Raw genomic sequence first — 20,263 nt, 5'->3', positions numbered from 1 at the left:
TCTGCTGGCGCGTCACTCCATCGGCATCACCAGCGGGTCGGGATACTGGTATTCAAACCCGAGTTCATTACAAATCCGGCTGCCATCAATAATCTTGCCTTTATCGTTACTCTGGCTTTCCAGAAAATGCGGCGGCTCCATACCCAGCAAACGCGCCATCTGCGGATAAAACACATTACGCGCCGGATGCGAAGGCGCACATATATTATAGATGTGTCCCCCTTTAGGTGCCTGTAACAGCAGAGTAATAGCGGCAATCACATCTTCCAGGTGGACCAGATTCACACCTTGCTGACCGTCAGGCGCGGTTTTACCGGCAAAGAAACGCCCCGGATGTCGTCCTGGCCCTACCAACCCGGACAGACGCAGAATATCGACGGAGGTGCCGGGCAGATTGTGCAGCCAGTCTTCGAGTTCCTTCAGGATGCGCCCACTCGCCGTGACGGGATTACGCGGCGTAGTCTCTTTCACAATGCCGTGCACATCGCCGTACACTGACGTGGAACTGGTAAAAATGATACGCGGAACGTGATACGCCAGCGCGCTGTCGACCACCTCCTGTATTGCCTGGCGGTAAAAATCTTCCCCTGGCCCGCTACGGCGAGCGGGCAGCGTAATGACCAGAGCATCCACATCCATCAGCGCATCAAGATCGTCCGTTTCGCAAACCAGCTCAGGTTCCAGGCGCAGCGGATAGCTCTCAATGCCGCTCATGCGGGCCGCTTCCACGCCATCCTGCGTGGTTTTCGTACCAGTAACCTGCCAGCCTCTTGCCGTCAGCGACATCGCCAGCGGCATTCCTAACCATCCTAAACCGACAATTGCGACCTTTTTCATGCGTTCTCTCCTGACTTTAACGCCATCTTATCTAAGGCTACGCCAGCCCGCCGGGACTGACAATTCATACCTTCAATATGAAATGAATTAATGATGAAAAAAAGCCCTTGCTTTCCGGCGCTAAAGTGGTTTAGGTTAAAAGGCATCAAATGAATAAGCATTCATCGAGAATTTTATGACACGCGTTCAATTTAAACACCACCATCATCACCATCATCCTGACTAGTCTTTCAGGCGATGTGTGCTGGAAGACATTCAGATCTTCCAGTGGTGCATGAACGCATGAGAAAGCCCCCGGAAGATCATTCTTCCGGGGGCTTTTTTTTGTGCGCAATTCAGACCGGTTCAGACAGGATAAAGAGGAAAAAAGAATGTTAGATAACACCCGTTTACGCATAGCTATTCAGAAATCAGGCCGTTTAAGCGATGATTCACGCGAATTACTGGCCCGCTGCGGTATTAAAATCAACCTGCACACCCAGCGTCTGATTGCGATGGCGGAGAATATGCCGATTGATATTCTGCGCGTGCGTGATGACGATATTCCCGGTCTGGTCATGGATGGCGTTGTCGATCTGGGGATCATCGGGGAAAACGTTCTGGAAGAAGAGCTGTTGAGCCGCCGCGCGCAGGGCGAAGACCCGCGCTACTACACCCTGCGCCGTCTCGACTTCGGCGGCTGCCGCCTCTCGCTGGCCACCGCCGTCGATGAAGCCTGGGACGGCCCGGCTTCCCTTGACGGCAAGCGTATCGCTACCTCTTACCCGCACCTGCTTAAGCGTTATCTGGATCAGAAAGGCGTGTCGTTTAAATCCTGTCTGTTAAACGGTTCTGTTGAAGTCGCTCCGCGTGCGGGTCTGGCCGATGCCATCTGCGATCTGGTGTCGACCGGAGCGACGCTGGAAGCTAACGGTCTGCGTGAAGTCGAGGTGATTTACCGCTCCAAAGCCTGCCTGATCCAGCGTGACGGCGAAATGGCCGAAGCCAAACAACAGCTTATCGACAAACTGCTGACCCGTATTCAGGGCGTTATTCAGGCGCGTGAATCCAAATACATCATGATGCATGCGCCAAGCGAGCGTCTGGATGAAGTCATCGCCCTGCTGCCGGGCGCAGAGCGTCCGACCATTCTGCCGCTGGCGGGCGATCAGCAGCGCGTCGCCATGCACATGGTCAGCAGCGAAACCCTGTTCTGGGAAACGATGGAAAAACTGAAAGCGCTCGGCGCCAGCTCTATTCTGGTGCTGCCAATTGAAAAGATGATGGAGTGACGGCCATGAGCTTTAATACAATCATCGACTGGAATAGCTGCAATACTGAACAGCAGCGTGCATTGCTGATGCGTCCGGCTATTTCCGCCTCCGACAGCATTACCCGTACCGTCGCAGAGATCCTGGATAATGTGAAATCACGCGGTGACGACGCCCTGCGCGAATACAGCGCAAAGTTTGATAAAACGAACGTCGCAGCGCTGAAAGTGCCCGCCGAAGAGATTGCCGCGGCCAGCGCGCGTCTGAGCGACGATCTCAAACAGGCGATGGCGGTAGCGGTAAAAAACATCGAAACCTTCCACAATGCGCAAAAACTACCGGCGGTAGATGTTGAAACGCAGCCCGGCGTTCGCTGTCAGCAGGTGACGCGCCCTGTCGCATCTGTCGGTCTGTATATCCCGGGCGGCTCTGCCCCGCTCTTCTCCACCGTATTAATGCTCGCCACGCCCGCGCGTATTGCCGGATGCAAAAAAGTGGTGTTGTGCTCGCCACCGCCTATCGCGGATGAAATCCTTTACGCTGCGCAGCTGTGCGGCGTGCAGGAAATCTTCAACGTCGGCGGTGCCCAGGCCATTGCCGCTCTGGCGTTCGGCAGCGAATCCGTGCCAAAAGTGGACAAAATTTTTGGCCCCGGCAACGCGTTTGTCACCGAGGCGAAACGCCAGGTCAGCCAGCGTCTCGACGGCGCGGCAATTGATATGCCTGCCGGCCCTTCTGAAGTGCTGGTGATCGCCGACAGCGGCGCCACGCCAGATTTCGTGGCGTCTGACCTGCTCTCTCAGGCGGAACACGGCCCGGATTCTCAGGTCATCCTGCTGACCCCGGATGCCGGTATTGCGCAGAACGTCGCGGAGGCCGTCGAACGCCAGTTAGCGGAGTTACCGCGTGCGGAAACGGCGCGTCAGGCATTAAACGCCAGCCGTCTGATCGTGACGAAAGATTTAGCCCAGTGCGTCGCCATCTCGAACCAGTATGGGCCGGAACACCTGATCATTCAGACCCGCAAGGCGCGCGATCTGGTGGAGGATATTACCAGCGCGGGTTCCGTTTTTCTCGGTGACTGGTCACCGGAATCCGCAGGCGACTATGCTTCCGGCACCAATCATGTGCTACCGACCTATGGTTATACCGCCACCTGCTCCAGCCTCGGTCTGGCGGATTTCCAGAAACGCATGACCGTTCAGGAATTGTCGCAGGCGGGTTTCTCCGCACTGGCATCCACCATTGAAACGCTGGCTGCGGCAGAACGGCTGACCGCCCACAAAAATGCTGTCACCCTGCGCGTTAACGCCCTTAAGGAGCAAGCATGAGCACTGAAAATACCCGCAGCGTCACCGACTTAGCCCGGGAAAACGTTCGCAACCTGACGCCGTACCAGTCCGCTCGCCGTCTGGGCGGTAATGGCGATGTGTGGCTGAATGCCAATGAGTTCCCGACGGCGGTGGAGTTTCAGCTGACTCAGCAAACGCTCAACCGCTACCCGGAATGTCAGCCAAAAGCGGTTATTGAAAATTATGCGCAGTACGCCGGAGTGAACCCCGGGCAGGTGCTGGTCAGCCGTGGCGCAGACGAAGGTATTGAACTGCTGATTCGCGCATTCTGCGAACCAGGGAAAGATGCAATTCTCTATTGCCCGCCAACGTACGGCATGTACAGCGTCAGCGCGGAAACCATTGGCGTTGAATGCCGGACGGTTCCGACGCTGGAAAACTGGCAGCTGGATCTGCGGGGCATTGCCGATAAACTCGACGGCGTTAAAGTGGTGTTTGTATGCAGCCCCAACAACCCGACCGGGCAGCTTATCAATCCACAGGATTTACGTACTCTGCTGGAAATGACGCGCGGCAACGCCATTGTGGTAGCGGATGAGGCCTATATTGAATTCTGCCCACAGGCGACGCTGGCTGGCTGGCTCTCTGAATACCCGCATCTGGTGGTGCTGCGCACGCTCTCCAAAGCCTTTGCGCTCGCCGGTCTGCGCTGCGGATTTACGCTGGCGAATGAAGAGGTCATCAACCTGCTGCTGAAAGTCATCGCCCCCTACCCGCTCTCTACGCCGGTCGCCGATATTGCCGCTCAGGCGTTGACGCCGCAAGGCGTCAACGCGATGCGCGAGCGTGTGGCGCAGATTCTGCTGGAACGTCAGTATCTGGTTAATGCGCTGAAAGAGATTGCCTGCGTAGAACAGGTGTTCGATTCAGAAACCAACTACATTCTGGCACGTTTTACCGCGTCAAGTAGCGTGTTTAAATCTCTGTGGGATCAGGGCATTATCTTACGTGATCAGAATAAACAACCTTCTTTAAGCGGCTGTCTGCGTATCACTGTTGGAACCCGCGAAGAAAGCCAGCGCGTCATTGACGCCTTACGTGCGGAGCAAGTATGAGCCAGAAGTATCTTTTTATTGACCGTGATGGAACCCTGATTGCCGAACCACCGAGTGATTTTCAGGTGGATCGTTTTGACAAACTCGCCTTTGAACCGGACGTGGTGCCGGTTCTGCTGAAGCTGCAAAAAGCCGGCTTTAAGCTGGTGATGATCACCAACCAGGACGGGCTGGGAACGCAGAGCTTCCCGCAGGCAGACTTCGACGGCCCGCACGACCTGATGATGCAGGTTTTCACCTCCCAGGGCGTACTGTTTGATGAAGTGCTTATCTGCCCGCACCTGCCAGCGGATGAGTGCGACTGCCGTAAGCCGAAGGTAAAGCTGGTTGAACGTTATCTGGCTGAACAGGCGATGGATAGCGCCAACAGCTACGTGATTGGCGATCGCGCTACCGACATCCAGTTGGCCGAAAACATGGGCATTAACGGGTTACGTTATAACCGTGAAACCCTGAACTGGACGATGATTGGCGAACAGCTGACAAAACGCGACCGCTATGCCCACGTTGAACGCAATACCAAAGAAACGCAGATTGACGTCAAGGTGTGGCTGGATCGCGAAGGCGGCAGCAAGATCAATACTGGCGTGGGCTTCTTTGACCATATGCTCGATCAGATCGCCACGCATGGCGGTTTCCGTATGGAGATCGCGGTCAAGGGCGACCTCTATATTGACGATCACCATACGGTAGAAGATACCGGTCTGGCGCTGGGCGAGGCGCTAAAGCTGGCGTTGGGCGATAAGCGCGGCATCAACCGCTTTGGTTTTGTGCTGCCGATGGACGAATGCCTGGCGCGTTGCGCACTGGATATCTCCGGGCGCCCGCACCTGGAATATAAAGCCGAGTTTACCTATCAGCGCGTGGGCGATCTGAGCACCGAGATGGTTGAACACTTCTTCCGCTCGCTCTCCTACACCATGGGCGTGACGCTGCACCTGAAGACCAAAGGTAAAAACGATCACCACCGTGTAGAAAGCCTGTTTAAAGCGTTTGGCCGCACGTTGCGCCAGGCCATTCGGGTAGAAGGCGACACGCTGCCTTCTTCTAAAGGAGTGCTGTGATGAACGTCGTCATCCTTGATACCGGCTGCGCCAACCTGAACTCGGTGAAATCCGCCGTGGCGCGCCACGGTTATGATCCGCAGGTCAGCCGCGACCCGGAGGTCGTCTTAAAAGCTGACAAACTCTTCCTGCCCGGCGTGGGAACCGCCCAGGCGGCGATGGATCAGTTGCGCGAGCGTGAGCTTGTCGAATTGATTAAGGCTTGTACTCAGCCCGTTCTGGGAATTTGTTTAGGCATGCAGATCCTCGGGCGCCACAGTGAAGAGACTAACGGCGTCGACCTTCTGGGCATTATTGACCAGGACGTCCCGAAGATGACCGATTTTGGCCTGCCGCTCCCGCATATGGGCTGGAACCGCGTTTACCCGCAGGCGGGTAATCGTCTTTTCCAGGGCATTGAAGATGGCGCCTGGTTCTACTTTGTTCACAGCTACGCTATGCCCGTAAATCCGTGGACCATTGCTCAATGCAACTACGGCGAACCCTTCACTGCGGCAGTGCAAAAAGACAATTTCTTCGGCGTGCAGTTCCACCCGGAACGCTCCGGCGCCGCTGGCGCGCAGTTGCTGAAAAACTTCCTGGAGATGTGATGATTATTCCGGCATTAGATTTGATCGATGGCACCGTAGTGCGTCTCCATCAGGGCGACTACGCCCGGCAGCGTGATTACGGTAACGATCCCCTTCCCCGCCTGCGGGATTATGCCGCCCAGGGCGCCGAAGTACTGCATCTGGTCGATTTGACCGGGGCGAAAGATCCGGCCAGACGGCAGATCCCGCTGATTAAAACGCTGGTCGCAGGCGTGAATGTGCCCGTGCAGGTTGGCGGCGGCGTACGTACTGAAGACGATGTTGCGGCGCTGTTGGACGCAGGCGTTGCCCGCGTGGTGGTCGGCTCCACGGCGGTCAAATCTCCCGAGGTGGTCAAAGGCTGGTTTGAGCGCTTTGGCGCTGACACGCTGGTGCTGGCGCTGGATGTGCGTATTGATGATCGGGGCAACAAACAGGTTGCCGTCAGCGGCTGGCAGGAGAACTCCGGCGTTTCGCTGGAAGAGCTGGTCGAGACTTATCTGCCGGTTGGCCTGAAGCATGTACTGTGCACCGATATCTCCCGTGACGGCACGCTGGCGGGTTCCAACGTCTCATTATATGACGAAGTGTGCGCGAAATATCCGCAGATCGCCTTTCAGTCTTCCGGCGGAATTGGCGGGATTGAGGACGTGGCCGCTCTGCGCGGCACGGGCGTTCGCGGCGTGATTGTCGGCCGCGCCCTACTGGAAGGTAAATTTACCGTTAAGGAGGCCATCCAATGCTGGCAAAACGTATAATCCCTTGCCTGGACGTACGCGATGGTCAGGTGGTAAAAGGCGTACAGTTCCGCAATCATGAAATCATCGGCGATATCGTCCCGCTGGCAAAACGCTATGCCGATGAAGGCGCAGACGAGCTGGTATTCTATGATATTACCGCTTCCAGCGACGGGCGCGTGGTTGATAAGAGTTGGGTGTCGCGCGTCGCGGAAGTGATCGACATTCCATTCTGTGTCGCGGGTGGCATCAGGTCTATTGATGACGCCGCTAAAATCCTCTCTTTCGGCGCTGATAAAATTTCCATCAACTCCCCTGCGCTGGCCGACCCAACGCTGATCACCCGTCTTGCTGACCGTTTTGGCGTACAGTGCATCGTCGTGGGCATTGATACCTGGTTTGATGCCGAAACCGGCAAGTATCACGTCAACCAGTATACCGGCGATGAAAGCCGTACCCGCGTGACGCAGTGGGAAACTCTCAACTGGGTGCAGGAAGTGCAAAAACGCGGGGCCGGTGAAATCGTGCTTAACATGATGAATCAGGACGGCGTGCGTAACGGTTACGATCTGGAGCAACTGAAAAAAGTCCGTGACATCTGTCATGTACCGCTGATTGCCTCCGGCGGCGCGGGCACGATGGAGCACTTCCTTGAAGCCTTCCGCGATACCGATGTCGACGGGGCGCTTGCTGCCTCCGTCTTCCACAAACAGATTATTAATATTGGTGAATTAAAAGCGTACCTGGAAGCACAGGGCGTGGAGATCAGGATATGTTAACAGAGCAACAGCGCCGCGAACTCGACTGGGAAAAAACCGACGGATTGATGCCGGTTGTCGTGCAACATGCGGTATCCGGTGAAGTATTGATGCTGGGTTACATGACCCCTGAAGCGCTGGATAAAACAATCGAAAGCGGCAACGTCACTTTCTTCTCACGAACCAAACAGCGTTTATGGACCAAAGGCGAAACATCCGGCCACTTCCTGAAGGTAGTCCGCATTGCGCCGGATTGTGATAACGACACACTGCTGGTGCTGGCCAATCCAATTGGACCAACCTGCCACAAAGGCACCAGTAGCTGCTTTGGGGATGCCAGCCATCAGTGGTTATTCCTGTATCAACTTGAGCAACTGTTAGCCGAGCGTAAAACTGCCGATCCGGCAAGCTCTTACACGGCGAAACTTTACGCCAGCGGCACCAAGCGTATCGCGCAGAAAGTGGGTGAAGAAGGTGTCGAGACCGCGCTGGCCGCAACGGTACATGACCGTTTTGAGCTGACCAATGAAGCCTCCGACTTGATGTACCACCTGCTGGTGCTGCTACAGGACCAGGACCTTGATTTAACGACCGTCATTGAGAATTTACGTAAGCGTCATCAATAACTTCAGATACGAAAAAACCGGGCAATGCCCGGTTTTTTGTAGGTCGGATAAGCGTAGCGCCATCCAGGATAACAATAAATTACTGCGCTTTCGGCTTATAGTTACGTAACGCATTACGTCCCAGCACCACACCCGCACCAATCATCCCGCCCAGTAATACCGCCAGAACCAGCGTAATTGCCTTTTTCGGACTGTCACGACGAATTGGTAGCGTCGGCTTCATGACGTAACGGTAGGCGTGAATGGATGCGGTTTCGATTTTCAGATTTCCGATATCCAGCAGATTTTGCTTGGTCTGATAGTAGGCACCAGAGAAAACCAGCGGACGCGTGGCCTCGTGTTCGATCATTGATTTCAGCGCATCACTACCAAGAAGGAACATACTGTCCTGGGTAACATCCTGAGTTTGCTGAATTTGTGGCTTTATCACATTCGCCTGTTCCGCATAACGCAATGCTTCCTGAATTTGCTTGATACGCAAATCTTTTTGCTCCTGCGCGACCACTTCCTGCGTTTTTAACGAGTCCTCAAGCGTAGTTGTCTGCAACTTGATGTTATCTTTCAGATCCGCGTCCAGTTCTTTCGCAACGCTCTCATCTACCTGCTGGATATACTCTGCTAACTGGCGTTGCGCCCCTTCCGCAGACTCTCCGACGTAAGAGACGGCCAGCGGTAACTGCTGCCCTTTTACTGACTGCTCTATTGTCAGTTTTTCCGGTTTTTCCTGATTATCCAGCGTTTCTGCTAATGCCGAAAAGGACGTGCTAAATCGGCCAATAAAATTCGTCTGAACATCAGTTACCTTGGGCGCATTATCACCGTACAGCACATTCAGCGCGTTGTTGTAGGCAGCAATTTGCCCTACATCCGGCTGGGTGATAATGGCGGTAGAGGTCCATTTCTCTTTCGCTACCAGGATGTAACCAACAGCCAATAGAATTGCGACAATGACACACACAAAGATTGTCATTTTTCCGCGCCACAATTGCATCACTAAATCAATCAAATCAATCTGTTCCGGGTCATTACTGCGCCCGGTAGCATTGTTATTGTTCACTGTCATCAGTACCCTAACTAAGAAAATGCTTAAGCTGGAGACAGTGTAGTCATAAACATCGTTAATGCTATAGGATTATTGATAAAATTTACGGATTATTTCAAACACTTTGATAGCCAATCAGGGGCTATTGTAGCCCCAATAACAGAAGGTTAATCACTGCCAAAGAGATCGCGTGTATAAACTTTGTCCTGAACATCCAGCAGTTCAGACGCCATGCGGTTGGAGATAATCACGTCGGACTGCTGTTTAAACATATTCAAATCACGTTCAAGGCGGGAATTAAAGAACGACGCTTCCTTCATAACCGGTTCGTAAATAATAACTTCCACACCTTTAGCTTTGATACGCTTCATAATCCCCTGAATTGAAGACGCACGGAAATTATCAGAACCGCTCTTCATAATCAGGCGATAGATGCCCACCACTTTGGGTTTTCTGGACAGAATGGCATCTGCAATAAAATCTTTACGCGTCCGGTTCGCATCCACGATCGCGGAGATAATATTGTTTGGCACTGACTGATAATTCGCCAGAAGTTGCTTCGTATCTTTCGGCAGACAATAACCGCCGTAACCGAATGAAGGATTGTTGTAATGATTGCCAATACGAGGATCCAGACACACACCTTCAATAATTTGTCGGGTATTCAGTCCTAAACTTTCCGCATAGCTATCAAGTTCATTAAAGTAAGCAACGCGCATCGCAAGGTAAGTATTAGCAAAAAGCTTAATCGCCTCTGCTTCCGTCGAATCGGTAAACAGAGTTGGTATATCCTGTTTTATGGCGCCTTCCTGTAGCAAAGCAGCGAATCGCTCCGCACGCTCAGAGCGTTCACCAATCACAATCCGCGAAGGATGCAAATTATCATAAAGCGCTTTACCTTCACGCAAAAACTCGGGGGAGAAAATGATATTCTGCGTATTAAATTTTTTACTCATCGCTGCGGTGAAACCAACCGGCACCGTTGACTTGATCACCATCACTGCCGATGGGTTAATCTCTGTCACATCCTGAATAACTGATTCTACGCTTGATGTGTTGAAATAATTTGTTTTTGGATCATAGTCGGTTGGTGTTGCAATAATGACATAATCAGCATTTTGGTAGGCGGATACCTTGTCTAAGGTTGCTTCAAAATTAATATTCCCGGACGCTAAAAATTGCTGTATTTCTTTATCAACAATCGGAGATATCCGATCATTTAGCATTCCTACACGTTCGGGAATAATGTCTAACGCGGTAACCTGGTGATGCTGTGCGATAAGCAAACCGTTTGACAGACCAACGTACCCGGTTCCAGAAATGGTGATTTTCATTTCACGCTCTCAGAATTAACTTAATTATGCATCATGATGTTTATACATCCTGATAAGATATAAAAGTTTTAACGCCTGAATGAATATTGTGTCAATGAAGGCTAAAACAATTCAGATTTTCTTTATCAGGTTAAACATTAATTATTAAGTTAATATTAAGAAGTAAAAATAAATCAATCAGATTAGGGACAAAAAAAAGCCCGGTGAATCACCGGGCTTTTGATGCGAATCAGAAATTATTCCAGCCATTCGGTATGGAAAACGCCTTCTTTATCAGTACGCTTATACGTATGCGCCCCAAAGTAGTCACGCTGCGCCTGGATCAGGTTCGCAGGAAGAACGGCTGCGCGATAGCTGTCGTAGTAGGCAACAGCGGCAGAGAACGTCGGAACCGGGATACCATTCTGCACGGCATACGCAACCACATCACGCAGCGCTTGCTGATAGTCGTCCGCGATTTTCTTGAAGTACGGTGCCAGCAGCAGGTTAGCGATACCCGCATTTTCTGCATATGCGTCGGTGATTTTCTGCAAGAACTGTGCACGAATAATGCAGCCGGCACGGAAGATCTTCGCAATTTCGCCGTAGTTCAGATCCCAGTTGTATTCGTCAGAAGCGGCACGCAGCTGGGAAAACCCTTGTGCGTAAGAGACGATCTTGCCGAGGTAGAGCGCGCGACGGACTTTCTCGATAAATTCCGCTTTGTCACCCGCAAGCTGCGCTTCAGGTCCCGACAACACTTTAGACGCTGCGACACGCTGCTCTTTCAGAGAAGAGATATAACGTGCAAAAACGGATTCCGTGATCAGCGACAGCGGCTCGCCCAGATCCAGAGAACTCTGGCTGGTCCATTTACCGGTGCCTTTGTTTGCCGCTTCATCCAGAATCACATCAACCAGATATTTACCCTCTTCATCCTTTTTGGTGAAGATGTCTTTGGTGATGTCGATCAGGTAGCTGTTCAGCTCGCCTTTGTTCCACTCAGTGAAAGTCTCTGCCAGCTCTTCGTTAGACAGATTCAGGCCACCTTTCAGCAAAGAATAGGCTTCTGCGATCAGCTGCATGTCGCCGTATTCGATACCGTTGTGAACCATTTTCACATAGTGACCGGCGCCATCGGCACCAATATAGGTCACGCAAGGTTCGCCATCTTCTGCAACTGCGGCAATTTTAGTCAAAATCGGCGCAACCAGTTCGTAGGCTTCTTTCTGACCGCCAGGCATGATAGATGGGCCTTTCAGCGCCCCTTCTTCACCACCGGAAACGCCAGTACCAATGAAGTTAAAGCCTTCGGCAGAAAGTTCGCGATTACGACGGATAGTGTCCTGGAAGAACGTGTTACCACCATCAATGATGATGTCGCCTTTATCCAGATACGGCTTCAGGGAATCAATAGCAGCATCAGTGCCCGCCCCTGCTTTCACCATTAACAGGATACGACGAGGCGTTTCAAGGGATTCAACAAACTCTTTTACCGTGTAGTAAGGCACCAGTTTTTTGCCTGGGTTCTCGGCAATCACTTCTTCGGTCTTTTCACGGGAGCGGTTGAAAACGGAGACGGTATAACCACGGCTCTCGATGTTGAGCGCCAGGTTGCGCCCCATCACTGCCATACCGACGACGCCGATCTGTTGCTTGGACATTACATACTCCTGTCAGGTGTGGATACCCCGCCGTAAAATGGCGGCGAGTAAAGTGAAGAACATGTTAACTCAGGTTAGAGGCCAGAAGGTAGCAATAGATGTCCTCTTCAGAATGAACTTAATGCACATAAAATGCAGTTTCTGCTACATCAATATGCACCATCTCTATGGAGGACTACCTTCACTGTTTTGAAAAGAATAGCGATGTCATTCCACAGCGACCAGTTCTTGACATACCAGGAGTCAAAGTAGACTCGGGTATCGTAATCCACATCGTTACGTCCACTTACCTGCCACAACCCTGTCATTCCCGGTTTCGCCATTAGATAGTAATCAACATTCTCATCATAGCGTGGTAACTCTTCAGAGATAATCGGACGCGGGCCAACCAGACTCATTTGACCTTTCAGCACATTAAATAACTGAGGCAATTCATCAAGACTGGTTTTACGAATAAATCGACCGACAGGAGTGATTCGCGGATCGTTTTTCAACTTAAAGTCACGCTCCCATTCTTCCCGTGCGGCAGGATCGGAATCAAGGAGCTTTTGTAAAACCTCCTGCGAATTCATCACCATTGAGCGAAACTTATAGCAAGGGAAAAGCTTACCGTGACGCCCTACTCGCATATGACCGTAGATTGCCGGACCACCATCACGGGTAACTTTGTACCAAAGATAAATGAGCAGTGGCGAAGAAATTAAGATAATCAGTGATGAACAGACAATATCGAAAGTCCGTTTAAGGAAACGAGATGTCCGTTTTGCCAGATTATTATGAATACGCAGCAACATGACTTCATGACTAAAGATGAAAGACATATCGGTATTATAAAGTGGTAACCCGCGCAGGGACGGAATAACCGTGACAGAACGGCAGTCCTTCTTCGATAGTTCGCGCAACCAGTTAATGGTCTTATCGCTGTTTTCCATTTCAAAAGCTACAATGAAATGAATATCGCCTGTTTTCTTCATTTCCCAAAGAATATTGGGGTCCTGAAGAACCGGCAGTCCCTGTAGCGTTGCCTCTGTACACTCTTCGTCATAAAATGCGACAACATCAAAGCCAAGCATTTCCTCACTTTGCAGTGCATAATAAGCTTCCACTGCATTACTTCCGCTACCCATAATGACAGTCTTTTTCTTCCAAATCCCAAGACGATTAAGAAGTTGTTTGGTCATTGCTCGGAAAAGCGGCAGCAGAATTAATGCAAACGTCCAACAAAAGACCCATACATACCGAGAAAATTGCCATTTAGAAAAAGCGACCAGCGCCAGATCAAAAACAGCAAAGATCACAATAGTGCGGATAATCTCCTTCAATTCAAACCAAAAGGGTTTGCGATAGGAATAATGTCGCAACCGAACCCAGAACCATCCCACACATATCAAACTCAGGATGACATGAGAAATTATACGCATCTCCAGTTGAGCATCGGGGATAAAACGATAAAGATCGTTAAAAATCCAGTATACACAACCAATAGAGAGGGCCAGTGATAAGTTAAAAAATATAAAATCCGATGCTGCGAGAAAAACCTTGCATAGCAATGGATTATATTTATTCAAAAAATTATCCGTATCCATGACAACACCTGACGTTAGCGAGGATTTATATTAAATACAGGCATTGGCTCCTGACTCTTTTGACATTCAAGGAATTTATTTGCAACATCAATAGCTTCACGAATAGTGACATCCATATCCAGATAGCGGTAGGTACCAAGACGCCCGACAAAAGTGGTATTGCTTAATTCCATCGCTTTATCCAGGTAGCGATTGAGCAGTTCTTTTTCCTTAACCATACGGATCGGATAATACGGAATATCATCTTCGGTGCAGAAGCGACTAAATTCACGATAACATGTTGTTTTTTCGTGTGACTCCCAGGGTGAGAAATGCTTATGCTCAGTGATTCGGGTATAAGGTACATTTTCTTCGCAGTAGTTGATAACAGCCGTTCCCTGGTAGTCACCTTCTGCTGAGAATTTTTCGAAATCCAGCGTGCGATAACCCAGACGCCCCTCACTAAAGTTAAAGTAACCATCCAGCGCGCCTGACCAAAATACATGCTGGTAGGCCCCACTCTCGGTAGCTGAAAACTCAGTATCTGTTCTTATTTCAATCAGTTCGTGATCAAGAATTTTTCCAACCATATCGGTATAGCCATCTCTGGGCATCCCCTGATACTGGTGGTTAAAATAATTGTCATTATAGTTAAAACGAAGCGGCAAGCGTTTCAAAATACTGGCTGGTAACTCCGTCGGCTCACAACCCCATTGTTTACGCGTATAGCCTTTAAAGAATGCTTCATACAGTTCCCGACCAATCATGCTGATGGCCTGTTCTTCAAAGTTTTTCGGTTCGACAATAGATTTGTCAGCTTTAGATTCGATGAAAGCACGGGCTTCATCCGGACGCATTGTTTTATTGAAAAACTGATTAATCGTATGCAGGTTTACTGGTAGTAAGTAAACATTGCCTTTGTAAATGGCCTTCACACGGTTGGTGTAAGGCATAAACTCTGAATACTGATTAACGAAATCCCAAACTTCTTTATCATCTGTATGAAAAATATGGGGACCATAAACGTGCAACATGACGTTGGTCTGCGGATCACGTTCTGAATGACAGTTACCAGCAATATGAGAACGTTTGTCAAAAACAACAGACTCAATCCCTTCCTCTGCTAATAATCTGGCAATAACCGCACCAGAAATACCTGCGCCCACTATAGCAACTTTCATTTTTTACCCCAGAAATGTCGTTTTAATAATCCAATGCCTTTCAGTAAAAGATTTTCGCCATCAATATTTACTACTGGCATATATTTAATGCGCAAGCTCTCGCGGTGATGATGAAGCCAGACATTGAAAAGACGTTCTGCCATAAAACCAAAAACACGCTTTTGGTAAGCATCGTAATTTTGGTAATCAATTTTTTGCTCAAGCGCAAAAAGTACCGGGAAAAGCCATTCAAAGTATTCATCGATCAATGACTTTTTACAAACAAACATATTGTACAAACTAATTTTTGTCCCACCCATAATAGAGTCAAAATCAGACAAATATTCCGGGTGCTGTAACGCAATCTCATCACGAAGCTGAGTGTAGTCAGATACATGATGAGCGTGGATATAATGGTTTTTAATACTGGTGATAAAATAGTTACGTGGTTTTGCCACTAGAATATCAGCATCTTTTAGCATATTCATCATTTCTTCAGGAGATGCAATACGCTTTCCTTTCACCATCAGGTTGCTTGTAGAGGAGGCAAAATAGCGACGATAATGAGCAAGACCAACGACCTCTTCCTGAGAATTCTTCCAGATCCAGTAGGCGGCTGTCAGTTCACAAAATGAGGGATTCAAGTGAGCGATATTGGCACCAATGGAATCTCTATGAACTATATCGGCAATAGGTTCAGAAGATGACCCAACCTGAAGAGGGACATATCCATTATCTGAAGGAAAATCATAAGCTTTATGACTAACAGTATATATAGTAAGAGGCATCAGTGATTCCTTTTATCTGAAAATAAAACAACTGGCCTCAAAATTTTTTCCAAAAGATATAAACCAATCGTACTTTTTGACACCAAAGAAAGACATTTGAATTTTAGCTTTGAATAACTATTTAGTATTTGACTACAGGATAAGTTCCTATATTCATCTTTGATTTTTTTTCTATAAAAAGAACGAGTCGTCGTATCTTCAATACGAACCAAACTCACAAGGCATGACTGAGATAGATTTACTAATGCAGTAGAATAAAATTTAAAATCCAATTCTTTAGATTCTTGCCTATTTTTCAACAATTTTACAGTTTCGAATAACTGAAACTGTTTTTCTGCGGATGTGGTCGTAATAGAACCAGCACGTTTTCTATAGCCATATAATGGAGTATCAATAAACCCTACCACATTTGCATTTTGAGTAATATAAGGAGATGTATAAACATCTTCATATATTACGCCAACAGGGAAATGATTCTCAAAATAAACAGAACGCTTGGCTACACGAGCCCATGCGAAGTTAGGTTTTTGTGAAAGCTCTTCCTTTCCGGAGTATCGAATATGAAACTCCCTCCCCTTTTTGGTGAGCAAATCAATCACACTTTCTGAATAAAATTTCAAATAATTATAATAAACAACATCTGCATTATTATTTTTTAGGGCCTGATCAACAGCCTTTATTAAAACAGGGCTAACTATATCATCAGAATCAACAAAAAGAACATATACACCTGTCGCAAAATGCAAACCAAAGTTTCTAGCATCCGATAACCCTCCATTATCCTTAGCATAATAATGGAAACGCTCATTAGAAGCACAATATTTTTCTGCGATCATACCTGAACTATCAGTGGATCCATCATTAACTAATATACATTCACAGTCATCAGTCATTGAATTTTTTATAGAATCCAAGCAATCCTTAAGGAATAACTCAACATTGTAAATAGGAACTATAATAGAATACTTTATACACTTTCCCATTTCTTTATAATGATCCTTTGCAAAACTAACGAATAAAAAACAATAAATAGTGTGAATATAGCAAATTTAGCAGTAAAGAAATAATACCAGTCAGACATAATGCAAATTTGTATTATGTAATAGTAATATTTAACGACTATAAAAGCGAAGAAAAGATCCTTCATTACTATTGCATTACGCATTAGCCATGCACCAAAGCCAGCAACAAAACCAAATAATATTGCTGCAAAAGGCCCAAGAACAGTTCCGAAAAAATAATTATAATTAACTGGAGCCCCCATTGTAAATCGAACCCCATTTTCAACGAAACGCGAAAAAACGTCCGATGGTGTGATTTGTTGCATAAGATAATACATGCCAAATATCATATTACCTTCACTTAGCCCCACACCAAAACCATTTTTAAGCAACCAAGATAAATTCAGTTGTGGATTTATTGTGTCTGAAACAGAATCTACAGCCCACCAAACTTGTGCTTGCAATGCAATTCTCTCCAGCAAATAGCGTAGTCCTTCCGAGGGATTTCCATATATTGCTGCATAACTTAAATATGTTGAAAGCACAAAAATCGCAATAACTATTAGAGTTAATAAAAAAAATTGAGGACGAAGAAACACCGAGATGATGTTTTGTTTTAAACTATACAATACGGGGATCAAAAAAAACAATATGGATAAGGATGGTCCTGTGAATTTCTCACCACCAATAAACTGCATTAATATTGAGGCAATGAGCAAAATAAGGAATTTCTTACTTTTAGATTCTATAAATTTTATACCAAGAAGAAATGAAAACTGAAGCAACATAAACTGTAGATATCTACCCCATGCAGGAGCAATATTATCCCAATAAACAAATCGATCAACACTATTAGAATTGGGTGTACCGTAAGTAATGTACACATATAACAGTCCAGCGAATGAACTAAGTATAATTATTTGCATAAGTGTATTGATAGACCAATTCACACGCTTGTCCATTGCGTTCACTGGCTGCAAATAACCACTTAGAACCCTGGTGCATAAAATTGCGCTTAGCAAAAAAGCTAACGCTGTAAATCCTACGCGTATCGTTGCTCCAGTCAATGTTCCGAACATTCTTACTTCAGAGAGATATGCACCACTTTCAACAACAACACAACATACCAGCCCCATGGACATAATATAAATCATTATTATATTAAGCACACTCTCCTTACTTTTATTTTTCATATATGAGAGTATTGTAATAATCCATAGTATTACAAAGATTATATTTAAGGCCCAAGAATCGATACCTAATATACTCATGCACCATATAAAAAAGGAACAAGATACATATAAAAAAATAAGCATTTTACTGTTCGCTCGCATTAAGTATTTTACTAATTTCAACAAAACTCATTGGATTACTTGAATATTTGTTGAATAAAGATTCCTGCTGAGGCGAAAACGTTACAATATCCTCTAGTTTTCCATAACGTAACCTATAAGTTGGTACGTTATAAATAGCATTTAACAAGATCAGAGAGGTACTATTAAATCCAATAACTGACTTGCAATATACATGATCAAAACATAACTCGATTGGAGTTTTGCATCTTATCAAGTTAAGTTTAAGACTTTCGTAAAGAAAAATGTCTTCGGAAGGATGCGGTTTTACAACTAATTTAAGATTTGCGTCTGTAACATGTTTGATTAAGTCTAAAACATAATCGTGATATTCGCGTTCAGTTAATACCCCCAATTTTACCCAAGGTTGAGTTAACAGCAACACATAGGAACTATTTTCTACTTTGAGAGGTTCACATTTTTTCTTGATAAAATGCATTAGTTTTTCATTTGGAGTAATTCCATTAAACAACCTCCAAATATTTTTTGCCAAAAATCCTCTTTTAACGTAAAGATATATAAATGCATAAAGATAAGCTTGTAATTGAGACAAATTGCGTTCACGTACATATACGTTTTTCATCGTATTAATATCTGATACAGAACCGATACCTTCATCAATTACAACATTAGTTATCTTTGAAAATAGATTTCTCAGGCGCATTTGAATAATAGGTTTAATACCTACCGAACCAATAAATAAATGTATGATTCGACATCTGAAACCAGTCCTTACGCAACTGCCATGTTTAATGTAAGTGACTTGTCCTAACCATTTCTCCACTATCGAGGTATCAATTTTCTGATCAGATAAAAACCTGAAATTATCTTCATAGTAAATCTTAAAATTTAAGTTATATTGAACTTTGATTTTCTCTATATAGGACGCAACATAAACCAAGTGACTTTCATTTATGACGCCTGAAACAAAAATTATATTCAACATTTCATCCTAACTTACTGTATCTATACTTCCCGAACAACAAAATGATAATTCCAATTAATTGGCTAATAGCTATCCCCGTAGCTGAAAATAAATAACCCAAGAAAATCATTAATAAGAATGAAATACCAAATGCCACAACACTCGTTTTTATAATGAATTTATCCAAGTTTCTAGCATACAAATCGAAGTGATAGACTAATGAAATACAGTATAAAACGGACCCCAAAAGCATAATATAGAATAAAGATATTGAATTTAGGAAATCATTTTTACCCGTCATTTTAGATATCATTGGAACGCAAATTAGTAGCACAACGCTGATTAATATACTAGTGATCAAAATTGAATTTAGAAATTTCCTCTTAACATTCTCATATTCATGATTGCATTCACTTTTATAGTATTTTATTAATTTAGGATAAAATAACATAACCACTCCAGCATCTATAAAAGCCATCACAGAAGATGAAAAACTAGAGAAGTATGAATAAACACCGACTATTTCTTTACAGTCAAAGAATCCTAATATGTATCTATCCGCAGTAAATATTCCTCGGAGAGATAATGTTGATACTAAAAGTGGAAAACAAATTTTAAGACCTTGTAGAACCCAACTATAGTTACTCTTAGATTTTAATATTGCTTGTAATGGTATTTTTTTAAAAAGATAGACAATAAAAAAAATACTGATAATTTCTGCAGCGATCCAAAAATACCATATTATATGGAATGGCACATCAGTGCTTATAAAATAGTATAATAAATAAACATAAACCCAGAGACCATTTCTTATAAAGAATTGTAAATTCGCAATCAGAGGGTATTCGAATACAACTAACAGACGCATAATTTCTTGTGCCAAATGATCTAATATCATTAGTGACACAAATATAAACACTAAAGATGCCTGGTTTGGATATAAAAATATAACAACCGACAAGAACACTAACGCAATAAAGTAATGTACAAAATATAATATAAATTGATTCTTTAAGTAATACGCTTGCCTATTCTTACTTACCCCGATAATCTTTCGTGACGAATATGTATAAAAATCGAAGCCGAGCAAATATCCAATATAACTAACTCCAGCAACTACAAGAGCATACTCGCCTAAATTGGATAGATTATATGCATGCGAAATGAATATAATTAATATAAATTTGCTAGCCAGTGCACCCCCT

General features: G+C 46.1%; 20 protein-coding genes and 1 other annotated feature. Of the genes, 9 read left to right on the top strand and 11 right to left on the bottom strand.

All coding sequences use genetic code 11. The annotated features are described in order from the left end of the window. Nucleotides 1-12 precede the first annotated feature (12 nt). A complete protein-coding gene (locus OGY62_RS17635; RefSeq protein ID WP_049009132.1) occupies nucleotides 13-837 on the bottom strand; it encodes an SDR family oxidoreductase in 825 nt (274 codons plus the stop codon). Nucleotides 838-1,012: 175 nt separating this feature from the next. Between OGY62_RS17635 and hisL the strand changes: the two genes are divergently transcribed. The 9 genes from hisL to hisIE all read left to right on the top strand — a co-directional run bounded on the left by hisL (nucleotide 1,013) and on the right by hisIE (nucleotide 8,248). After that, nucleotides 1,013-1,063 carry a his operon leader peptide gene (gene hisL / locus OGY62_RS17630; RefSeq protein WP_001364200.1) on the top strand — a complete coding sequence of 17 codons (51 nt, stop codon included), beginning with the start codon at nucleotides 1,013-1,015 and terminating at the stop codon, nucleotides 1,061-1,063. Next, nucleotides 1,039-1,163 (top strand) — a sequence feature (His leader region). (Overlaps the previous gene by 25 nt.) A gap of 45 nt (nucleotides 1,164-1,208) precedes the next feature. After that, nucleotides 1,209-2,108: an ATP phosphoribosyltransferase gene (gene hisG, locus OGY62_RS17625; protein WP_058669367.1), complete on the top strand. Its 900-nt coding sequence runs from the start codon at nucleotides 1,209-1,211 to the stop codon at nucleotides 2,106-2,108. Between the two features lie 5 nt (nucleotides 2,109-2,113). Continuing rightward, the gene (hisD, locus tag OGY62_RS17620; RefSeq protein ID WP_286460350.1) at nucleotides 2,114-3,418 is read left to right on the top strand and encodes a histidinol dehydrogenase; all 1,305 of its coding nucleotides are present in this window, start codon (nucleotides 2,114-2,116) and stop codon (nucleotides 3,416-3,418) included. Then, nucleotides 3,415-4,494, top strand: coding sequence for a histidinol-phosphate transaminase (hisC, locus tag OGY62_RS17615; RefSeq protein ID WP_058669369.1), 1,080 nt, complete (start codon nucleotides 3,415-3,417; stop codon nucleotides 4,492-4,494). The genes hisD and hisC overlap by 4 nt, the downstream gene beginning before the upstream one ends. After that, entirely contained in the window at nucleotides 4,491-5,558 is a 1,068-nt protein-coding gene (hisB, locus tag OGY62_RS17610; RefSeq protein ID WP_047462654.1) for a bifunctional histidinol-phosphatase/imidazoleglycerol-phosphate dehydratase HisB, read from the top strand. Before hisC ends, hisB begins: the two co-directional genes overlap by 4 nt. Next, a complete protein-coding gene (hisH, locus tag OGY62_RS17605) occupies nucleotides 5,558-6,148 on the top strand; it encodes an imidazole glycerol phosphate synthase subunit HisH (RefSeq protein ID WP_071258894.1) in 591 nt (196 codons plus the stop codon). The genes hisB and hisH overlap by 1 nt, the downstream gene beginning before the upstream one ends. Next, nucleotides 6,148-6,885 carry a 1-(5-phosphoribosyl)-5-[(5-phosphoribosylamino)methylideneamino]imidazole-4-carboxamide isomerase gene (hisA, locus tag OGY62_RS17600; RefSeq protein ID WP_286460349.1) on the top strand — a complete coding sequence of 246 codons (738 nt, stop codon included), beginning with the start codon at nucleotides 6,148-6,150 and terminating at the stop codon, nucleotides 6,883-6,885. The genes hisH and hisA overlap by 1 nt, the downstream gene beginning before the upstream one ends. Then, the gene (gene hisF / locus OGY62_RS17595; protein WP_110494068.1) at nucleotides 6,867-7,643 is read left to right on the top strand and encodes an imidazole glycerol phosphate synthase subunit HisF; all 777 of its coding nucleotides are present in this window, start codon (nucleotides 6,867-6,869) and stop codon (nucleotides 7,641-7,643) included. Before hisA ends, hisF begins: the two co-directional genes overlap by 19 nt. Next, nucleotides 7,637-8,248 (top strand): bifunctional phosphoribosyl-AMP cyclohydrolase/phosphoribosyl-ATP diphosphatase HisIE, encoded by a 612-nt coding sequence (gene hisIE / locus OGY62_RS17590; protein ID WP_047462646.1) that lies wholly within the window; start codon nucleotides 7,637-7,639, stop codon nucleotides 8,246-8,248. The genes hisF and hisIE overlap by 7 nt, the downstream gene beginning before the upstream one ends. A 79-nt stretch (nucleotides 8,249-8,327) precedes the next feature. Here hisIE and wzzB read toward each other — a convergent pair whose 3' ends face one another. The 10 genes from wzzB to OGY62_RS17540 all read right to left on the bottom strand — a co-directional run bounded on the left by wzzB (nucleotide 8,328) and on the right by OGY62_RS17540 (nucleotide 19,977). Next, nucleotides 8,328-9,311 carry an LPS O-antigen chain length determinant protein WzzB gene (gene wzzB, locus OGY62_RS17585; protein ID WP_058669373.1) on the bottom strand — a complete coding sequence of 328 codons (984 nt, stop codon included), beginning with the start codon at nucleotides 9,309-9,311 and terminating at the stop codon, nucleotides 8,328-8,330. 146 nt (nucleotides 9,312-9,457) lie between these two features. Continuing rightward, a complete protein-coding gene (gene ugd, locus OGY62_RS17580) occupies nucleotides 9,458-10,624 on the bottom strand; it encodes a UDP-glucose 6-dehydrogenase (RefSeq protein ID WP_286460348.1) in 1,167 nt (388 codons plus the stop codon). Nucleotides 10,625-10,860: 236 nt separating this feature from the next. Next, nucleotides 10,861-12,267, bottom strand: coding sequence for an NADP-dependent phosphogluconate dehydrogenase (gene gnd, locus OGY62_RS17575; RefSeq protein WP_115609125.1), 1,407 nt, complete (start codon nucleotides 12,265-12,267; stop codon nucleotides 10,861-10,863). Nucleotides 12,268-12,416: 149 nt separating this feature from the next. Continuing rightward, nucleotides 12,417-13,853 (bottom strand): undecaprenyl-phosphate galactose phosphotransferase, encoded by a 1,437-nt coding sequence (locus OGY62_RS17570; protein ID WP_012131730.1) that lies wholly within the window; start codon nucleotides 13,851-13,853, stop codon nucleotides 12,417-12,419. Nucleotides 13,854-13,867: 14 nt separating this feature from the next. Then, entirely contained in the window at nucleotides 13,868-15,013 is a 1,146-nt protein-coding gene (glf, locus tag OGY62_RS17565; RefSeq protein ID WP_286460347.1) for a UDP-galactopyranose mutase, read from the bottom strand. Next, nucleotides 15,010-15,780 carry a DUF4422 domain-containing protein gene (locus OGY62_RS17560; protein ID WP_286460346.1) on the bottom strand — a complete coding sequence of 257 codons (771 nt, stop codon included), beginning with the start codon at nucleotides 15,778-15,780 and terminating at the stop codon, nucleotides 15,010-15,012. The genes glf and OGY62_RS17560 overlap by 4 nt, the downstream gene beginning before the upstream one ends. Then, the gene (locus OGY62_RS17555) at nucleotides 15,780-16,763 is read right to left on the bottom strand and encodes a glycosyltransferase family 2 protein (RefSeq protein WP_286460345.1); all 984 of its coding nucleotides are present in this window, start codon (nucleotides 16,761-16,763) and stop codon (nucleotides 15,780-15,782) included. Before OGY62_RS17555 ends, OGY62_RS17560 begins: the two co-directional genes overlap by 1 nt. After that, the gene (locus OGY62_RS17550; RefSeq protein WP_286460344.1) at nucleotides 16,748-17,950 is read right to left on the bottom strand and encodes a DUF6418 domain-containing protein; all 1,203 of its coding nucleotides are present in this window, start codon (nucleotides 17,948-17,950) and stop codon (nucleotides 16,748-16,750) included. The genes OGY62_RS17555 and OGY62_RS17550 overlap by 16 nt, the downstream gene beginning before the upstream one ends. A 148-nt stretch (nucleotides 17,951-18,098) precedes the next feature. Then, nucleotides 18,099-19,079 carry a polysialyltransferase family glycosyltransferase gene (locus OGY62_RS17545; protein ID WP_286460343.1) on the bottom strand — a complete coding sequence of 327 codons (981 nt, stop codon included), beginning with the start codon at nucleotides 19,077-19,079 and terminating at the stop codon, nucleotides 18,099-18,101. A gap of 1 nt (nucleotide 19,080) precedes the next feature. Further along, nucleotides 19,081-19,977 (bottom strand): lipopolysaccharide biosynthesis protein, encoded by an 897-nt coding sequence (locus tag OGY62_RS17540; RefSeq protein WP_286460342.1) that lies wholly within the window; start codon nucleotides 19,975-19,977, stop codon nucleotides 19,081-19,083. Between the last annotated feature and the right edge of the window lie 286 nt (nucleotides 19,978-20,263).

This window comes from Citrobacter sp. CK198, from assembly GCF_030333295.1.
Classification (GTDB): Bacteria; Pseudomonadota; Gammaproteobacteria; order Enterobacterales; family Enterobacteriaceae; genus Citrobacter_B; species Citrobacter_B koseri.
This window is presented reverse-complemented; position numbering and strand designations above follow the sequence as displayed.

What these genes read in the sequence shown, in the direction of transcription:
- glf (WP_286460347.1), bottom strand. Translation starts at nt 15,013, where the DNA reads ATGAAAGTTGCTATAGTGGGCGCAGGTATTTCTGGTGCGGTTATTGCC.
- hisIE (WP_047462646.1), top strand. Translation starts at nt 7,637, where the DNA reads ATGTTAACAGAGCAACAGCGCCGCGAACTCGACTGGGAAAAAACCGAC.
- hisG (WP_058669367.1), top strand. Translation starts at nt 1,209, where the DNA reads ATGTTAGATAACACCCGTTTACGCATAGCTATTCAGAAATCAGGCCGT.
- OGY62_RS17570 (WP_012131730.1), bottom strand. Translation starts at nt 13,853, where the DNA reads ATGGATACGGATAATTTTTTGAATAAATATAATCCATTGCTATGCAAG.
- hisD (WP_286460350.1), top strand. Translation starts at nt 2,114, where the DNA reads ATGAGCTTTAATACAATCATCGACTGGAATAGCTGCAATACTGAACAG.
- hisF (WP_110494068.1), top strand. Translation starts at nt 6,867, where the DNA reads ATGCTGGCAAAACGTATAATCCCTTGCCTGGACGTACGCGATGGTCAG.
- gnd (WP_115609125.1), bottom strand. Translation starts at nt 12,267, where the DNA reads ATGTCCAAGCAACAGATCGGCGTCGTCGGTATGGCAGTGATGGGGCGC.
- OGY62_RS17545 (WP_286460343.1), bottom strand. Translation starts at nt 19,079, where the DNA reads ATGTTGAATATAATTTTTGTTTCAGGCGTCATAAATGAAAGTCACTTG.
- hisA (WP_286460349.1), top strand. Translation starts at nt 6,148, where the DNA reads ATGATTATTCCGGCATTAGATTTGATCGATGGCACCGTAGTGCGTCTC.
- ugd (WP_286460348.1), bottom strand. Translation starts at nt 10,624, where the DNA reads ATGAAAATCACCATTTCTGGAACCGGGTACGTTGGTCTGTCAAACGGT.
- OGY62_RS17560 (WP_286460346.1), bottom strand. Translation starts at nt 15,780, where the DNA reads ATGCCTCTTACTATATATACTGTTAGTCATAAAGCTTATGATTTTCCT.
- hisB (WP_047462654.1), top strand. Translation starts at nt 4,491, where the DNA reads ATGAGCCAGAAGTATCTTTTTATTGACCGTGATGGAACCCTGATTGCC.
- wzzB (WP_058669373.1), bottom strand. Translation starts at nt 9,311, where the DNA reads ATGACAGTGAACAATAACAATGCTACCGGGCGCAGTAATGACCCGGAA.
- OGY62_RS17635 (WP_049009132.1), bottom strand. Translation starts at nt 837, where the DNA reads ATGAAAAAGGTCGCAATTGTCGGTTTAGGATGGTTAGGAATGCCGCTG.
- OGY62_RS17555 (WP_286460345.1), bottom strand. Translation starts at nt 16,763, where the DNA reads ATGGGAAAGTGTATAAAGTATTCTATTATAGTTCCTATTTACAATGTT.
- hisC (WP_058669369.1), top strand. Translation starts at nt 3,415, where the DNA reads ATGAGCACTGAAAATACCCGCAGCGTCACCGACTTAGCCCGGGAAAAC.
- hisH (WP_071258894.1), top strand. Translation starts at nt 5,558, where the DNA reads ATGAACGTCGTCATCCTTGATACCGGCTGCGCCAACCTGAACTCGGTG.